Here is a 14,774-nt window from a genome sequence, read left to right as displayed (position 1 = left end):
TCCTGCTTACTGACCAGTCACCTGGGCAAGTGGAAGAGGGGTGTCGTCGATCTGCACTTTCTCGCCGGGGCGGGCATGCTGCAGGCCCTCGATGACGATGCGGTCGCCGGCTTTCAGGCCGCCGGTGACGATCCAGCGATCGTTCTGCACGGCGCCCAATTCGACCGGTTGCTGGCCGACGCGCTGTTCTGCGTCGAGCAGCAGCACCTGGGCGATGCCGGCGCTGTCGCGCTGGATGGCCCGCTGCGGCACGCTGATGCCCTGGCGGTTGACCGCTTGTTCCAGGCGCACGCGCACGAAACTGCCGGGCAGCAGGTCGAGGTCGGGGTTGGGGAACTCGCTGCGCAGGATGATCTGGCCGGTGCCCGGGTCGACGGTGATGTCGCTGAAGAGCATTTTGCCCGGCAACGGGTAGAGGCTGCCGTCATCCTGAATCAGTGTGGCCTTGGCCTGGTCCTGGCCGACCTGCTGCAACTGGCCGGAACGGAAGGCGCGGCGCAGTTCGTTGAGTTCGCGGGTGGACTGGGTCAGGTCGGCATGAATCGGATTGAGTTGCTGGATCAGCGCAAGCGGTGTGGTTTCGTTCTGCCCGACCAGCGCGCCTTCGGTGACCAGCGCGCGCCCGATGCGCCCGGAAATCGGCGCGGTGACGGTGGCGTAGCCGAGGTTGAGTTTCGCCCGCTCCAACGCCGCCTTGCTGGCCGCGACGTCGGCGGCGGTCTGTCGTGCGTTGGCCCGGGCGTTGTCGTAATCCTGGCCGCTGATGGCCTTGTCGTCGATCAACTGGGCATAGCGCTGTTCCTGCAACCGGGCCTGGAACGCGTTGGCCTCGGCCTTGCGCAGCGCTGCTTCGGCGCTGTCCAGGTCGGCCTTGAACGGCGCCGGGTCGATGCGGAACAGGACATCGCCCTGTTTCACGTCACTGCCTTCACGGAAAGTGCGCTGCAGGACCACGCCGGCCACGCGGGCACGCACTTCGGCCATGCGCGGTGCGGCAATCCGTCCGCTCAGCTCGCTGCTGATGGTCAGTGGTTGCGCTTCGATGGTTTCGATGCGAACCGTGGCCAGCGGCGCCTGTTCCTCGGCGTTCGAGGCCTTCTCGCACGCACCCAGTGTCAACGCCAGAGCAATCAGACTGAGCCTGGCAAGCAGATTCTTCGACATGTAATACCCCAATAAAGACTCCCAGCATCCTACTGGGCGCAGGCGAGGGTAGCGGTGAAGCTTTGTTGGTGCTGTGTGAAATTGTGTAAGGGTTTTACTCAGAGACGAGTGAGGGCGTATATCCTTCAGTCCTTGAATTTTATTGCGCCTGTCAGGCCGCCTTCGCGGGCAAGCCCGCTCCCACAGTGGTCGGTGGTGTTCATAGCCTTTGTGTTCACCTCGAGTCCCTGTGGGAGCGGGCTTGCCCGCGCAGAGGCCGGAACAGGTGCCACGGCTCTTTCTGGAAACACCCCATGCCCAACATCCTCCTGGTCGAAGACGACACCGCCCTCGCCGAATTGATTGCCAGCTACCTGGAACGCAACGGTTACTCCGTCAGCGTGATCGGTCGCGGTGATCATGTGCGCGAACGAGCGCGGCTCAATCCGCCGGACCTGGTGATCCTCGACCTGATGCTGCCCGGCCTCGACGGCTTGCAAGTCTGTCGCCTGCTGCGCGCCGATTCGGCGACCTTGCCGATCCTGATGCTCACCGCCCGCGACGACAGCCACGACCAGGTCCTGGGCCTGGAAATGGGGGCCGACGATTACGTCACCAAACCCTGCGAGCCACGGGTGCTGCTGGCGCGGGTGCGGACCCTGTTGCGCCGCAGCAGCCTCAGCGAGCCGCAGACCGCCAACGACCGCATTCTGATGGGCAACCTGTGCATCGACCTGTCCGAACGCACCGTGACCTGGCGCGAGCAATTGGTGGACTTGTCCAGCGGTGAGTACAACCTGCTGGTGGTGCTGGCCCGGCATGCCGGGGAGGTGCTGAGCCGCGACCAGATCCTGCAACGCCTGCGCGGCATCGAATTCAACGGCACCGACCGTTCGGTGGACGTGGCGATTTCCAAGTTGCGGCGCAAGTTCGACGACCACGCCGGCGAGGCGCGCAAGATCAAGACCGTGTGGGGCAAGGGCTACCTGTTCAGCCGTTCCGAGTGGGAATGCTGAGCCGATGTTCAGAATCCTCTTTCGTTTGTACCTGGTGACCATCGTCTCGTTCAGCGCCGCGATTTATCTGGTGCCGGATCTGGTGGTCAAGGTGTTCCACGAGCGCTTTGTCACCTACAACCTCGATTACTCCCGTGGCCTGCAAACGCTGATCGTCAAACAGTTTCATGCGGCCCCGGCCGAACAGTGGCCGGCCCTGGCCGCTGAAATGGACAAGGACTTCGAGCCACTGCACATCGTGCTCAGCGGTAACGACGACAGCAGCCTGACGCCTGAAGAGCAGCAGCGCTTGCAGCGGGGCGAGAACGTTGTACGCGTGGGTGACTGGGGCTGGCGTACGCTGGCGGTCGCGCCGCTGAACGAGCGCACCGTGGTGCAAATGGTGGTGCCGCCGGATCCGCTGGACGTCAACCTGTTGTACTGGAGCATCAACGTACTGATCGGCGCGACCATGCTCGCGTGCCTGTTGCTGTGGCTGCGCCCGCACTGGCGTGACCTGGAACGCCTCAAGGGTGCGGCCGAGCGCTTTGGCAAGGGCCATCTGGGCGAGCGCACGCAAATCTCCCCGAGCTCCAACATCGGCAGCCTGGCCAGCGTGTTCGACACTATGGCCGGCGACATCGAGAACCTGCTCAATCAGCAGCGCGACTTGCTCAATGCGGTGTCCCACGAGTTGCGCACGCCGCTGACGCGTCTGGATTTCGGCCTGGCGCTGGCCCTCTCCGACGACTTGCCGGCCGCCAGCCGCGAGCGCCTGCAAAGCCTGGTGGCGCACATCCGGGAGCTCGATGAGCTGGTGCTTGAGTTGCTGTCCTACAGCCGCCTGCAAAACCCGGCGCGGCTACCGGAGCGGGTCGAAGTGTCGCTGGATGAGTTCATCGACAGCATCCTTGGCAGCGTCGACGAGGAGCTGGAGTCCCCGGAGATCGTCATTGATGTGCTGCTGCACGGCCAGCTCGAACGCTTCAGTCTCGACCCGCGCCTGACCGCCCGTGCCCTGCAGAATCTGCTGCGCAACGCCATGCGCTACTGCGAAAAGCGTATCCAGATCGGTGTGCAGGTCTGTGCCGGCGGCTGTGAAATCTGGGTCGACGATGACGGCATCGGCATTCCGGATGACGAGCGCGAGCGGATTTTCGAACCCTTCTACCGTCTCGACCGCAGTCGAGACCGCGCCACGGGTGGTTTCGGACTGGGATTGGCGATCAGCCGGCGCGCCCTGGAAGCCCAGGGCGGCACGCTGACGGTGCAAGCCTCGCCGCTGGGCGGGGCGCGGTTTCGCTTGTGGTTGCCGACTTCGGCCTGACGCGCGCCCGGGCTAACGTGGCTCAGGCGCTCAGCCGACTGCGCAATACCTTGGCCATCTCCTCCAGATCCGTCATCGGCTGGCGCCCGATCAACATCCAGGCGTGCTCCATGTCCGACCAATACACGATGTTCAGCTCGCGCCGCTGTTCCTGGGCGAAATGGCGACTGCCGCTGTTGGAGCGAGTCACGCACAGCGCCATGGGGCCGTGCGCCGGATCGAGGTAGGTGATCTGGGCGATGGGGGCGCCGTCGTACTCGAGGATTTGCGCCCGCTTGAACTCGGCACGGGGCAGGCTCAGTTTTGCCGGCACGAGGTCCAGGCCCAGGCGCGCATCGATGGTCCGCAGTTGCGCCCGCTGGGAGGCTTCATCAGCGGGCAGGTGATCCAGGGTTTCCGGCACGTAGAGCGCCATGTAATCGGCCACCAGACCGCGCCAGCTGTGAGTCTGCTGGCTTGCTTGCCAGCCGAGGAACAAACGGTCCGCCAGCACGCCGCCGGCCAGCAGCCCGGCCGCGGCGGCCAGGAACCAGCGTCGGTTGAGCCCGGGGCGGGCGGGTGAGGGCATGGTGGCGAGCATGGCTTGCAGGCGATCTACCGGCGCCTGCCGGGCCAGTTCATCGTAGGCGTCCTTGAACGGCAGGCTGCTACGACCCAGCCATTGCAGGCGCAGGCTCAGCATCGGGTCGGCGCTGATGGCCGCGTCGATTCGCGAGCGCTGCTCGGCATCGAGTTGGTTGTCGAGATAAGCCACCAATTGTTCGTCCGAGGGTTTCGCGTTCATCAATGTTCTCCTCGGTAAGGGTGGGACACCGTTCGCAACGGTGGATATTCGGCCAGTTTCGCCCGGGCCGCGGCCAGGCGACTCATGACCGTGCCGATGGGCACTTGCAGGACGTCGGCGACTTCGCGGTAGGACAACCCTTCGACGTAGGCGAGAAATACCGTTTCACGCTGGGCCTCGGGCAAGGCATCGACGCGGCGGATGACCTGTGCCGCCAACACATGGGTCTGGGCCACGGACTCTCCATCGAACGACAAGGCCTGGTCGGCATCCACCTGGCCCTGACCTTGCCGCACCCGCTGGGCACGCACTTCATTGAGCCAGATCGAGTGCAGGATGCTCAGCAGCCAGCGGTCCATGCGCGTCCCCGGCTCGTATTGCCCGGCCCGCTCCAGCGCCCGCACGCAGGTGGCCTGCACCAGGTCATCGGCGACATGCCGTTGCCGGGACAACAGCAGGCCATAGCGCCATAAACGCGCCAAATGCTGGTTCAGTTCCGTTCGTATTGCCTGATCGCTGGCGATGGCGACCTCCGTCCGCTCGGGTTGTCAGGTTTTCGATGATCCGTTGATGGCTTCGGCCAGGTCCTGGTACTCCTCGCACTGGGTATTGCCGCAGATGGATTTGATCTGCTGCAGTTGCTCCTGCGCAAGGTCCAGCCGACCCTTGATCACATAGGCCTCGCCCAGATATTCGCGGACTTGCGCGTATTGCGGGTCGAGTTTTACCGATTGCAGGTAATAACCGATGCCTTCGTCGGTGCGTCCCAGTTTACGCGTGGCGTAGCCGCGATAGTTCAGCGCTTTTGCGGTATTTGGCTGTTTCAGCGTGTCAAGCAGGGCCAGGGCCTCCTCATAACGTCCGTCCTTGGCCAGTTGATAGGCATAGTTGGTGCGGTCTTCGTCAGGCACCAGGTTGCTGGTCTGCCTGACGCACCGCTGCGATCTTGTGTCGAGCACCTGTCCTTTCGGGCAGTTGGGTCTGGCGGGCGGCTCGTCACCGCCGCCACCGCCGTTGGCCAGGGCGGGGGAGGCGGTCAATGCGACGGTCAGCAACAGCGGGGCCATCAGAACTGCAAAACGACTATTCATGGGCTTTGCTCCACAGGTTCATGGGTTTCAGATCAGGTCGCGCCCGGCCAGGCGCAGTGCAAGGTTGATGTGATGAGAACACCGCAGCATGCACAATTATTCATTGTGGGAGCGGGCTTGCTCGCGAATGCGGTGGGTCAATCAACATTAATGCTGCCTGACACTCCGCTTTCGCGAGCGAGCCCGCTCCCACATGGGGTTTTCGTTCAACCCAGCAGGCGAATCGGAGTCCCTGCCGCCCAGGCCTGGATGTCCTCGATCATCTGCGAGAAAAACAGCCGGTAGTTCTGTTGGCTCACGTACCCGACATGGGGCGTGGCCAATACATTGTCCAGGGTTCGGAACGGATGATGAGCGGGCAGCGGCTCCTGCTCGAAGACGTCCAGTGCCGCACCGGCCAGTCGTTGCTTCTGCAGCGCCTTGATCAGCGCCGCCTCATCGACAATCGGTCCGCGTGCGGTGTTGACCAGCAGTGCCGTGGGTTTCATCCAGCCCAGGGCTTGGGCGTCCACCAGGCCCCGACTGCGGTCGCTGAGCACCAGGTGCACCGACAACACGTCGGCCTGTTCGAACAGCTCCTGCTTGCTGACACGGGTCACGCTGGCTTGCGCCGCACGTTCGGCGGTGAGGTTTTCGCTCCAGGCAATGACGCGCATGCCGAACACCTGGCCGAATTGCGCGACGCGCTGGCCGATGCTGCCAAGGCCGAGGATCGCCAGCGTCTTGCCGTGCAGGTCGCCGCCCAGGCCTTGTTGCCACTGGCCGGCACGCAAGGCATTGGCTTCGGCCACCAGGTTGCGGGTGGCGGCCATGATCAGCGCCCAGGTCAGCTCCGGCGCGGCGTGTTTGTAACTGTCGGTGCCACTGACCTGGATGCCCAGCGCGGCGGCAGCTTTCAGGTCCAGGGCGGCGTTGCGCATGCCGCCGGTCACCAGCAGTTTGAGCCTGGGCAGGCGACGCAGCAGGTCTTCGTCGAAGCGGGTGCGCTCGCGCATGACGCAGATCACCTCGAACCCGGCCAGGCGCTCGGCCAGCGTCTGGTTGTCGGCGGGGTAGTCATGGAGAAAACTCACCTGGCCGACGCTGTCCAGCGCCGACCAGTCCACCACGTCCCGCGCCACATTCTGCCAATCATCAAGCACTGCAATCTGTACAGGCATCAGCCTTTCCTCTTCAACGCACGGGGTTGGTCTTGTTCAGCCAGGCGAGCAGGGCCTGGTGGAATTGTGCCGGTTCTTCCATCTGTGGCGCGTGGCCCATGCCGGGGAATTCAACCAGCGTGGACCGGGGAATCAACTTCGCCACTTGTTTGCCGAGGACGTCGTAGTGCCCGATCTTCGCCTTGACCTCGGGCGGGGCGATGTCACTGCCGATGGCGGTGGTATCGGAGGTCCCGATCAACAGCAGGGTCGGCATCTTCAGGTTCTGGAATTCGTAGTACACCGGTTGAGTGAAGATCATGTCGTAGATCAGCGCCGAGTTCCACGCGACTTGCGTATGCCCCGGGCCTTTGTTCAGGCCGGCGAGCATGTCGACCCAGCGATCGAATTCGGGTTTCCAGCGGCCGCTGTAGTAGGTGCTGCGTTCGTAATTGCGGATACCGTCGGCGCTGAGCTTGAGTTCGCGTTCATACCATTGGTCTACCGTGCGATAGGGCACGCCGAGGGCTTTCCAGTCTTCCAGGCCGATGGGGTTGACCAGTGCCAGTTGCTCGACCTGTTCGGGGTATTGCAAGGCATAGCGAGTGGCGAGCATGCCGCCCGTGGAGTGCCCCAGCAGGGTGGCTTTCTGAATGCCCAATGCCTTGAGCAGTTGCTGGGTGTTCGTCGCCAGTTGCTGGAACGTGTACTGATAGTGCGTCGGTTTGCTGGAGCTGCAGAAGCCGATCTGGTCCGGGGCGATGACCCGATAGCCGGCGTCGCTGAGGGCTTTGATCGAGCTGTCCCAGGTGGCGCCGCAGAAATTCTTGCCATGCATCAGCACCACGCTGCGGCCATTGGCCTTGCCGTGGGCGGCGACGTCCATATAACCCATTTGCAGGGACTGGCCCTGGGATTCAAAGGCGAAGTGCTTGAGTGTGTAGGGATAGTCGAACCCTTGCAGCTCAGGGCCGTATTCCGGTGCTTGGGCGTGGGCGATGACGGGCAGGGCGGCGGTCAACAGCAGGCTGGGCAACCAGCGGGGGAAGAGTCGCGACATGGGGAGGCTCCATGGAAAATCCGCCGATGCTGGATCGGCTCGATTAGGGCGGCATTAAACACAGGCAATCGCCGCCCTCGATGGTTCAACCCATCCAGCCCAATGTTGCTACGGCCAACGCGCCGTAGCGGGCGCCTTTGGCCAGGGTGACGATCAGCAGGAAGCGCCCCAATGGCTCGCGCATGACGCCGGCGACCAGTGTCAGCGGATCGCCGATCACCGGGAGCCAACTGAACAGCAATGACCAATGGCCGTAGCGCTGGTAATGCAGCCGGGCTTTTACCAGGTGCCGGGGGCTTACCGGAAACCAGCGTCGGTCGCGGAACCGTTCGATCCCGCGCCCCAGCCACCAGTTGAGCAGCGACCCCAGAACGTTGCCGAACGTCGCCACCGCCAGCAGTGCCCAGAGCCAGTAGCGGTCGCTGAGCAGCAGCCCCACCAGCACGGCTTCGGATTGCAACGGCAGCAGCGTGGCGGCACCGAATGCCGCGAAAAACAGCCCGAGGTACGCGCCTGGCATCAATGGGCGGGGTAGTCCGCGACCACCAGGTCAGTGCCGTCCTTTTTCAGGCCTATGACCTGATAGGCATCGCTCATGCCGTCCATTTCCATGCCGGGCGAACCCATGGGCATGCCGGGCGCCGCGACGCCCAACAGATCGTCGCGCTTGCTCAAGGCCAGGACCTGGTCGGCCGGGACGTGACCTTCGACGAACTTGCCGTTGATCAACGCGGTGTGGCACGACGCCAGGCGTGGCGGCACGCCGTGCTGTTGCTTGAACTCGCTCATGTTCGCTTCGACGTGGTCTTCGACCTTGAAACCATTGGCTTCAAGATGGCTGATCCATTTTTTGCAGCAACCACAATTGGCGTCGCGATGAACCTCGATCGGAATGAGGTCCGCAGCCTGGGCCAGGGAGGACATGAACAGGGCGCTCAGGGCGATCAGACGCAGAGGGTTTCGCATGGGATTCGTCTCGGCTAACGGGCAAAAAAACGCATTCTGACCTTTTTTTCCGGTCAGGCATTCAAGGAGTGTTTCGAAGTACTACAAAGATCCGCTGTACTGATGATGGTAGATCAGTGCTGTCAGGCAGATGAAGGGGAGATTACAAAATCGTCAGGTTGAAATGGCGCAGGCGCATGTTTACGTGATCGCCGGGTTCAAAAAAGGTTCTTCACGCAATCCCGGGGGACACCGATACCTTTAGGAGCCGGCTTGCTGGCGATGGCGGCCTCATGGCTGGCGTATTTTGTTGGTGGTGTACATATCCATTTCTGCGGTAACGGCCGCCTATGGTTCCGCTTTTACAGCGGGTTACTTGGAAAAGCGCCAAGTAACCAAACGCTTTTGCCCCTGACGTTCGGTGCCTCGCCTAGGCTCGGCATCCCCTCGCTCCGGTCCTGCTCCGTGGGCCCGCCGCGATCGGCCATCCATGGCCGTACGCGGCTAACCCGGCATCCATGCCGGGTTGCCCACTACGCAGAACCTCCACTCGGCCTCTCGAGGGGGCGTGCACCGCAACAGCACCGCGAGGCGAGCTAACGCTCGACCTCGTCGTTTGGTGGTGTACGCGTTCCCCTGTAGGAGCTGCCGAAGGCTGCGATCTTTTGATCTTGCTTTTGCGATCCGGAGATTGCTGAAGATCAAGATCAAAAGATCGCAGCCTGCGGCAGCTCCTACAGATATGTGGTTATCTCAGCGGTCAAGCAGTTTCATGACTTCCTCCGGATAACGCAGGCCAGCGGTGGCGTTCGCCGCAAGGACCGACTCCAGCGCCTGCAGTTCATCAGCGCTCAGTTTCACCTGCAGAGCGGCCACGTTTTCCTCCAGGTATTTACGTTGCTTGGTGCCCGGAATCGGAATCAGGTAGTCACCCTGGGCCAGCACCCACGCCAGCGCCAGTTGGCCCGCCGTCACGCCTTTCTCTGCCGCGAGCGCCTGGACCTGCTGCACCAGCAGCAGGTTCCTGGCGAAATTTTCGCCCTGGAAACGCGGACTGAAACGGCGATAGTCGTCTGCCGCGAAATCATCCGGGCTTTTCAATGCGCCGGTCAGGAACCCTCGGCCCAGCGGGCTGTAAGGCACAAAGGCGACGCCCAGGCGCCGACACGCCGCCAGGCAACCGTTTTCTTCCTGATCACGGCTCCACAACGAGTACTCACTCTGCAGCGCACTGATCGGATGAACCTTGTGCGCCCGCTCCAGGGTCGCCACCGAGGCTTCGCTCAATCCCAGGTAGCGGACTTTGCCGGCACTGACCAGTTCGGCCATGGCACCGACGGTTTCTTCGATGGCCACCTGCGGGTCGATACGGTGCTGGTAATACAGGTCGAGGGTGTCCACGCCCAGGCGTTTCAAAGTGCCGTCGATGGACTGGCGAATGTACTCCGGCCGACCGTTGACACCCCGGGCACCGGGGTTCGCCGGGTCGCGGACGATACCGAACTTGCTGGCCAGGAACACCTGGTCGCGCTTGCCGGCAATGGCCTTGCCGATCAGCTCTTCATTGGTGTGCGGGCCGTACATATCGGCGGTATCGAGCAGGTTGACACCCAGTTCCAGCGCGCGATGCAGGGTCGCCGTGGCTTCGCGGGTATCCGTGCCGGTGGTGTAGAAGTCGGTCATGCCCATGCAGCCAAGGCCGATGGCCGACACCTGAGGACCGTTTTTTCCCAATTGACGTGTGTGCATGAAATCAGCTCCCTGTGAAGTGAGTGGCCATTGTTCGCCTCGACAGAAACAAGATAAACCGGCTAAAACGGCTATCACTATTCGTAAAATCCAAACAATCTGTCGGTGGAACCAGCAATGGACCGTTTCAACGCCATGCGCGTCTTTACCCGAATCGTCGAGTTGGGTGGCTTTGCCAAGGCCGCCGACAGCCTGCAACTACCCCGGGCCTCGGTGACCATCCTGATCAAGCAGCTGGAGGCCCATCTTGGGGTGCAATTGCTGCAACGCACCACGCGGCAGATCAGCCTGACGCTCGACGGCGCGGCCTATTACCCGCGTTGCGTACGCTTGCTGGCGGATCTCGAAGAGACCGAAGCGGTGTTCAGTGCCGCACGCCACAATCCCAAGGGGCTGTTGCGCGTGGACATGCCGGCGGGCGTGGGGCGTCTGGTGGTGATTCCGGCGCTGCCGCAGTTCACGGCCCGCTATCCGCTGATCGAGCTGGAAATCGGCTTGAATGACCGGCCGGTCGACCTGATTCGCGAAGGGGTGGATTGTGTGTTACGCGGCGGCTCGACGCTGGACGATTCGCTGGTGGCGCGGCCGCTGGTGATGATGGATCAGGTGACCTGTGCCAGCCCTGACTACCTGCAGCGGCACGGAACGCCCCATACCCTGGATGACCTGTGCGGGCATCAGATGGTCGAGTACTTCTCCAGCAGCAACGGAAAGCGCTATGGGCTGGAGTTTGTCGTGGATGGTCAGGTGCGGTTGGTCGACCTGCCCAAGCGGGTGGCGGTCAACAGTGCCGATGGTTATCTGGCGGCGTGCGAGGCCGGATATGGGCTGGTGCAGACGCCGTATTACCACGTGGCGCGGCAACTGCAGGAAGGGCGCTTGTGTGAAGTGCTGCGGGAAGTGCCGCCACCGGGCATGCCGATGACGGCGCTTTATCCGCCGCACCGCCAGTTGTCCCGGCGGGTGCGTGTGTTTGTCGACTGGCTGGTGGAACTCTGTGCCCAGCCCGGCAATGACTTTTACAGGAAGGATTCAGGGCGTTGATCAGCGGTTATCGGTGTGGGTAGTAACCCGGCCCGCCATGGTCGTAGTAGTGATCGTGATGCCAGCCCCCATGGGGGAAAACTATGCAACCGCTCAGGGTCAGGATGGCCAGCAGGGGAATCAGCAATGTGATTCGACGCAACATTTCAAAGTCCTCATGGTTATCGCCGCAATGAAGCTAAAACTCTTCATCGGCTGTAACATGTGACCCCGCTTGTAGCCGCTTATCCCCAGAACAGGGTATGTGCTTGGCAAGCGTCTTGATACAAACCGGATACATTTTCAGATTCAGGAACCCGCAATGACTCAGTCGCAACGTTTGAAATACTCGATTCTGATCTCCCTGGTGGTGCTGGGGATCATGTTTGGCCTTTCCTGGTTGCAGAACACCGGCGTCATCAGCGAAAAAATGTTCCAGTACATCGCCATTGGCGTGGCGGTGATCGTGGTCGTCATCAATGGCGTGATGCGCCGCAAGGTCAAGCCCTGATCATTCGCTCACTGGTTGCGCAGGATGGCGGCAGCCTGTGGATGCAGGCTGTAGCTTTTGTCGGGGTTTAGCACAATCACGCCTTCAATGCACAAACGCTTGAGCACTTCGCGCACGCTGAGAAAGGACAGGGGAATGTCCAGGTCCAGCAATTGGCTGTGTACGCCACGCACGCCAAGACTGCGGTCGCTTTCGGCGGCCGTCAGCAGGGCATCGATGACTTTCAGGCGGATCAGGCTGGTGCGCAGGCCATAGCTCTTGAGCAGGACCCGGATCCGCTCGTTACCGTGGCGATCGGTATGCGGCTCGAACACGCCGACTTCCATGGAAGTACCCTTTGGCGCGTTGCTACCGTCCGTTGGCAGTTGCGAGTTGTACATTGCAAAACTCCTTTTCAGAGCCTGATCAGGAAAAATGGGGCGCTCTTGCATGTCTAGACGTATGAGCTCCCCAAATCATGAAGGCTCGAATGTAGAAATTTTGTCGACGGCGTGTGATCAGCCTGTCAGTTCGCACGCCAATGCGTGCAAAACCCTAAATTATTGATGTGAGCTTCGTCCCTACAGGGAGGCACTGCGCGCGTGGGTGCGCGCAACAGTGGCCATCGTGTTTTCGATCAGGAGCGAGCGTGATTATTTCCAGCCAGTTAACCAGGTTGAGCCTGGCGGGTGTGACTCTGGGATTGAGCCTGGGGTTGAGCCTTGCGGCGAGCGCGAGCGCGAGCGATGCGCCTGCGCCAACGAGCGCAGACATCCGCCGAACCAGTTTCGGCGTGCCGCACATCCGCGCCGACAACGAGCGCGGGCTGGGCTACGGCATCGGCTATGCCTACGCCCAGGACAATCTGTGCCTGCTGGCGAACGAGATCACTACGGTGAACGGCGAGCGTTCGCGCTATTTCGGACCGGACCAGTTCACCGTCGAGGCGCGTGAGAACCTGGTCAGCGATCTGTTCTTCACCTGGCTCAACACCCCGCAAGCCGTCGCCGCTTTCTGGCAGGCCCAGACTCCGCCGGTGCGTGAGTTGATTGAGGGTTATGTGGCAGGGTTCAACCGTTCCCTGAGCGAACGTCGTGCCCAGGGGCTGCCGCAACAATGCCAGGGCGATTGGGTGCGGGACATCACCCCCTCGGATCTGGTCAAGCTGACCCGGCGCCTGTTGGTCGAAGGGGGTGTCGGCCAGTTCGCCGAAGCCCTGGCCGGTGCCACGCCGCCCCAGGCCGTGGCCCGGGCGTCGAGCGCCCAGGCAGCGTTCCAGGTGGCCGCCACGCGCATGCAAAGGTTTGCCCTGGACCGCGGCAGTAACGCGGTCGCGATCGGCAGCGAACGTTCCTTTAACGGACGCGGCATGTTGCTGGCCAATCCGCACTTCCCCTGGGTGGGCGGCATGCGTTTTTATCAGATGCACCTGACCATTCCCGGCAAACTGGACGTGATGGGCGCGGCGTTGCCCGGCCTGCCTTTGATCAACATCGGTTTCAATCAACATCTGGCCTGGACCCACACCGTGGATTCGTCCAGGCATTTCACGCTGTACCGCCTGCAACTCGACCCCAGGGATTCAACCCGTTACCTGCTCGACGGCCAGTCCTTGCCGATGGACCAGCAGACCCTGACCGTCAACGTCAGGCAGGCGGACGGGCAGGTCCGGGCGATTTCCCGCGTGGTCTACAGCTCGAAGTTCGGTCCGGTGGTGCAATGGCCGGGAAAACTGGATTGGGATCATCAGTACGCCTTCAGCCTGCGCGACGCCAACCTGGATAACGATCGCGTCCTGCAGCAGTGGTACGCGATGAACCGCGCCGAAAACCTCAAGGATTTCCAAGCCTCGGTGCACAAGATCCAGGGCATTCCGTGGGTCAACACCCTGGCGGCGGACGATCAGGGGCAGACGCTGTACATGAACCTCTCGGTGGTGCCCAACGTCAGCGTCGACAAGCTGGAGCAATGCAGCGATCCGCGGATCGGCCTGCAGATGATCATTCTGGACGGCTCCAACAGCGCCTGTGCCTGGGACATCGACCCGCAGGCGCCACAACGGGGCATCTATGCAGCGGACAAGCTGCCGCAGCTGTTGCGCAAGGATTTTGTCCAGCACTCCAACGATTCGGCGTGGATGGCCAATCCGGCGCAACCGCTGACCGGCTATTCGCCGCTGATCAGCCAGGATGGCCAGCCTTTGGGCCTGCGTTCACGCTTTGCCCTGGACCGTTTGAGTACGCTGACCGGGGCCGGCAAGGTCGCGGTGGCGGACTTGCAACACATGGTCATGGACGATCAGGTCTATCAGGCGGCTCAAGTGATGCCGGACCTGCTGCAATTCTGCGCGAAGGGTCTCGGTGCCGATGCCAAAACCCTCGCGCCACTGTGCGCCAGCCTCAAGGCCTGGGACCGCAAGGCCAACCTGGGCAGCGGTCTGGGTTTTGTGCACTTCCAGAATGTCATGGAGGCATTGGAGCCGGTGTCGGACGTATGGCGCGTGGCGTTCGATCCGCAAGACCCGCAACACACCCCGAGTGGACTCGCCGTCGATCACCCGTCAGTGGCCAAGGCGCTACGCACAGCGATGCTGGCTTCGGCTGAGCAGGTCAAGGCGTCAGGCCTCAAGCCGGACACTCGCTGGGGCGACATCCAGGTGGTCAGCAGTGGCGGGCAACAGACGCCGATCCATGGCGGGCCGGGCACGCTGGGTGTCTACAACGCGATCCAGAGCGTGCCGCGCAGCGATGGCAAGCGCGAGGTGGTCAGTGGCACCAGTTACCTGCAAGTGGTGACCTTCGACGAAAACGGACCGCAAGCCAAGGGGCTGCTGGCGTTCTCGTTGTCGAGTGACCCTGCTTCGAAATTTTCACGGGATCAGACGCAGGCCTTTTCGCAGAAGCAATGGAGCGTGCTGCCCTTCACCGAACAGCAGATCACGTCCGATCCGCAGTATCAGGTACAGACGATCCGCCAGCAGGATGCCAAGGTCGTCGCGCATTGAGGTAATGTAGTTTTAGTGGAACGC

General features: G+C 62.3%; 16 protein-coding genes. 5 read left to right on the top strand and 11 right to left on the bottom strand.

Translation table 11 applies throughout. From position 1 onward, the window contains the following. Positions 1 to 6: 6 nt before the first annotated feature. The gene (locus tag C9422_RS09485; RefSeq protein ID WP_116580457.1) at positions 7 to 1,164 is read right to left on the bottom strand and encodes an efflux RND transporter periplasmic adaptor subunit; all 1,158 of its coding nucleotides are present in this window, start codon (positions 1,162 to 1,164) and stop codon (positions 7 to 9) included. Positions 1,165 to 1,457: 293 nt separating this feature from the next. Here C9422_RS09485 and C9422_RS09480 point away from each other — a divergent pair, with 293 nt between their 5' ends. Together C9422_RS09480 and C9422_RS09475 are read left to right on the top strand one after the other, a co-directional pair. After that, entirely contained in the window at positions 1,458 to 2,159 is a 702-nt protein-coding gene (locus C9422_RS09480; RefSeq protein ID WP_007970971.1) for a response regulator transcription factor, read from the top strand. A gap of 4 nt (positions 2,160 to 2,163) precedes the next feature. After that, positions 2,164 to 3,465: an ATP-binding protein gene (locus tag C9422_RS09475; RefSeq protein WP_116580456.1), complete on the top strand. Its 1,302-nt coding sequence runs from the start codon at positions 2,164 to 2,166 to the stop codon at positions 3,463 to 3,465. 22 nt (positions 3,466 to 3,487) lie between these two features. Here the strand turns inward: C9422_RS09475 and C9422_RS09470 are convergent, their stop codons facing one another. The 8 genes from C9422_RS09470 to C9422_RS09430 all read right to left on the bottom strand — a co-directional run bounded on the left by C9422_RS09470 (position 3,488) and on the right by C9422_RS09430 (position 10,233). Continuing rightward, positions 3,488 to 4,249: an anti-sigma factor gene (locus C9422_RS09470; protein WP_116580455.1), complete on the bottom strand. Its 762-nt coding sequence runs from the start codon at positions 4,247 to 4,249 to the stop codon at positions 3,488 to 3,490. Beyond that, positions 4,249 to 4,731: an RNA polymerase sigma factor gene (locus C9422_RS09465; RefSeq protein WP_256589890.1), complete on the bottom strand. Its 483-nt coding sequence runs from the start codon at positions 4,729 to 4,731 to the stop codon at positions 4,249 to 4,251. The genes C9422_RS09470 and C9422_RS09465 overlap by 1 nt, the downstream gene beginning before the upstream one ends. A gap of 66 nt (positions 4,732 to 4,797) precedes the next feature. Beyond that, a complete protein-coding gene (locus C9422_RS09460) occupies positions 4,798 to 5,340 on the bottom strand; it encodes a tetratricopeptide repeat protein (RefSeq protein WP_116580453.1) in 543 nt (180 codons plus the stop codon). Positions 5,341 to 5,546: 206 nt separating this feature from the next. After that, complete coding sequence (locus C9422_RS09450) at positions 5,547 to 6,500, bottom strand: D-2-hydroxyacid dehydrogenase family protein (protein ID WP_116580452.1); 954 nt, start codon at positions 6,498 to 6,500, stop codon at positions 5,547 to 5,549. Between the two features lie 13 nt (positions 6,501 to 6,513). After that, on the bottom strand, positions 6,514 to 7,539 hold the full coding sequence (locus C9422_RS09445; RefSeq protein WP_116580451.1) for an alpha/beta fold hydrolase: 1,026 nt from the start codon (positions 7,537 to 7,539) through the stop codon (positions 6,514 to 6,516). A gap of 85 nt (positions 7,540 to 7,624) precedes the next feature. Next, the gene (locus C9422_RS09440; protein ID WP_116580450.1) at positions 7,625 to 8,059 is read right to left on the bottom strand and encodes a YqaA family protein; all 435 of its coding nucleotides are present in this window, start codon (positions 8,057 to 8,059) and stop codon (positions 7,625 to 7,627) included. Continuing rightward, a complete protein-coding gene (locus tag C9422_RS09435; protein WP_085727060.1) occupies positions 8,059 to 8,505 on the bottom strand; it encodes a DUF411 domain-containing protein in 447 nt (148 codons plus the stop codon). Before C9422_RS09435 ends, C9422_RS09440 begins: the two co-directional genes overlap by 1 nt. Before the next feature lie 732 nt (positions 8,506 to 9,237). Next, a complete protein-coding gene (locus C9422_RS09430) occupies positions 9,238 to 10,233 on the bottom strand; it encodes an aldo/keto reductase (protein WP_116580449.1) in 996 nt (331 codons plus the stop codon). Positions 10,234 to 10,350: 117 nt separating this feature from the next. Between C9422_RS09430 and C9422_RS09425 the strand changes: the two genes are divergently transcribed. Next, complete coding sequence (locus C9422_RS09425) at positions 10,351 to 11,277, top strand: LysR family transcriptional regulator (protein ID WP_116580448.1); 927 nt, start codon at positions 10,351 to 10,353, stop codon at positions 11,275 to 11,277. A 7-nt stretch (positions 11,278 to 11,284) separates the two neighbouring features. Here the strand turns inward: C9422_RS09425 and C9422_RS32170 are convergent, their stop codons facing one another. Beyond that, a complete protein-coding gene (locus C9422_RS32170; protein WP_007970990.1) occupies positions 11,285 to 11,422 on the bottom strand; it encodes a hypothetical protein in 138 nt (45 codons plus the stop codon). Positions 11,423 to 11,578: 156 nt separating this feature from the next. On the opposite strand from C9422_RS32170, the gene C9422_RS09420 reads away from it, so the two are divergent. Then, positions 11,579 to 11,767: a hypothetical protein gene (locus C9422_RS09420; protein WP_007970993.1), complete on the top strand. Its 189-nt coding sequence runs from the start codon at positions 11,579 to 11,581 to the stop codon at positions 11,765 to 11,767. A gap of 8 nt (positions 11,768 to 11,775) precedes the next feature. Here the strand turns inward: C9422_RS09420 and C9422_RS09415 are convergent, their stop codons facing one another. Then, the gene (locus C9422_RS09415; protein ID WP_116580447.1) at positions 11,776 to 12,147 is read right to left on the bottom strand and encodes a fe2+ zn2+ uptake regulation protein; all 372 of its coding nucleotides are present in this window, start codon (positions 12,145 to 12,147) and stop codon (positions 11,776 to 11,778) included. Positions 12,148 to 12,395: 248 nt separating this feature from the next. Here C9422_RS09415 and C9422_RS09410 point away from each other — a divergent pair, with 248 nt between their 5' ends. Further along, positions 12,396 to 14,750: an acylase gene (locus C9422_RS09410; RefSeq protein WP_116580446.1), complete on the top strand. Its 2,355-nt coding sequence runs from the start codon at positions 12,396 to 12,398 to the stop codon at positions 14,748 to 14,750. The last annotated feature ends 24 nt before the right edge of the window (positions 14,751 to 14,774 follow it).

The organism is Pseudomonas sp. B1(2018), assembly GCF_003097365.1.
GTDB lineage: Bacteria > Pseudomonadota > Gammaproteobacteria > Pseudomonadales > Pseudomonadaceae > Aquipseudomonas > Aquipseudomonas laurylsulfatiphila.
The sequence above is the reverse complement of the archived record's forward strand: the minus strand, read 5'-3'. Positions and strand labels throughout refer to the sequence as shown.

Excerpts from the sequence above, each read along its gene's own strand:
- C9422_RS09485 (WP_116580457.1), bottom strand. The coding sequence starts at position 1,164 with ATGTCGAAGAATCTGCTTGCCAGGCTCAGTCTGATTGCTCTGGCGTTG.
- C9422_RS09480 (WP_007970971.1), top strand. The coding sequence starts at position 1,458 with ATGCCCAACATCCTCCTGGTCGAAGACGACACCGCCCTCGCCGAATTG.
- C9422_RS09475 (WP_116580456.1), top strand. The coding sequence starts at position 2,164 with ATGTTCAGAATCCTCTTTCGTTTGTACCTGGTGACCATCGTCTCGTTC.
- C9422_RS09470 (WP_116580455.1), bottom strand. The coding sequence starts at position 4,249 with ATGAACGCGAAACCCTCGGACGAACAATTGGTGGCTTATCTCGACAAC.
- C9422_RS09460 (WP_116580453.1), bottom strand. The coding sequence starts at position 5,340 with ATGAATAGTCGTTTTGCAGTTCTGATGGCCCCGCTGTTGCTGACCGTC.
- C9422_RS09450 (WP_116580452.1), bottom strand. The coding sequence starts at position 6,500 with ATGCCTGTACAGATTGCAGTGCTTGATGATTGGCAGAATGTGGCGCGG.
- C9422_RS09445 (WP_116580451.1), bottom strand. The coding sequence starts at position 7,539 with ATGTCGCGACTCTTCCCCCGCTGGTTGCCCAGCCTGCTGTTGACCGCC.
- C9422_RS09440 (WP_116580450.1), bottom strand. The coding sequence starts at position 8,059 with ATGCCAGGCGCGTACCTCGGGCTGTTTTTCGCGGCATTCGGTGCCGCC.
- C9422_RS09435 (WP_085727060.1), bottom strand. The coding sequence starts at position 8,505 with ATGCGAAACCCTCTGCGTCTGATCGCCCTGAGCGCCCTGTTCATGTCC.
- C9422_RS09430 (WP_116580449.1), bottom strand. The coding sequence starts at position 10,233 with ATGCACACACGTCAATTGGGAAAAAACGGTCCTCAGGTGTCGGCCATC.
- C9422_RS09425 (WP_116580448.1), top strand. The coding sequence starts at position 10,351 with ATGGACCGTTTCAACGCCATGCGCGTCTTTACCCGAATCGTCGAGTTG.
- C9422_RS32170 (WP_007970990.1), bottom strand. The coding sequence starts at position 11,422 with ATGTTGCGTCGAATCACATTGCTGATTCCCCTGCTGGCCATCCTGACC.
- C9422_RS09420 (WP_007970993.1), top strand. The coding sequence starts at position 11,579 with ATGACTCAGTCGCAACGTTTGAAATACTCGATTCTGATCTCCCTGGTG.
- C9422_RS09415 (WP_116580447.1), bottom strand. The coding sequence starts at position 12,147 with ATGTACAACTCGCAACTGCCAACGGACGGTAGCAACGCGCCAAAGGGT.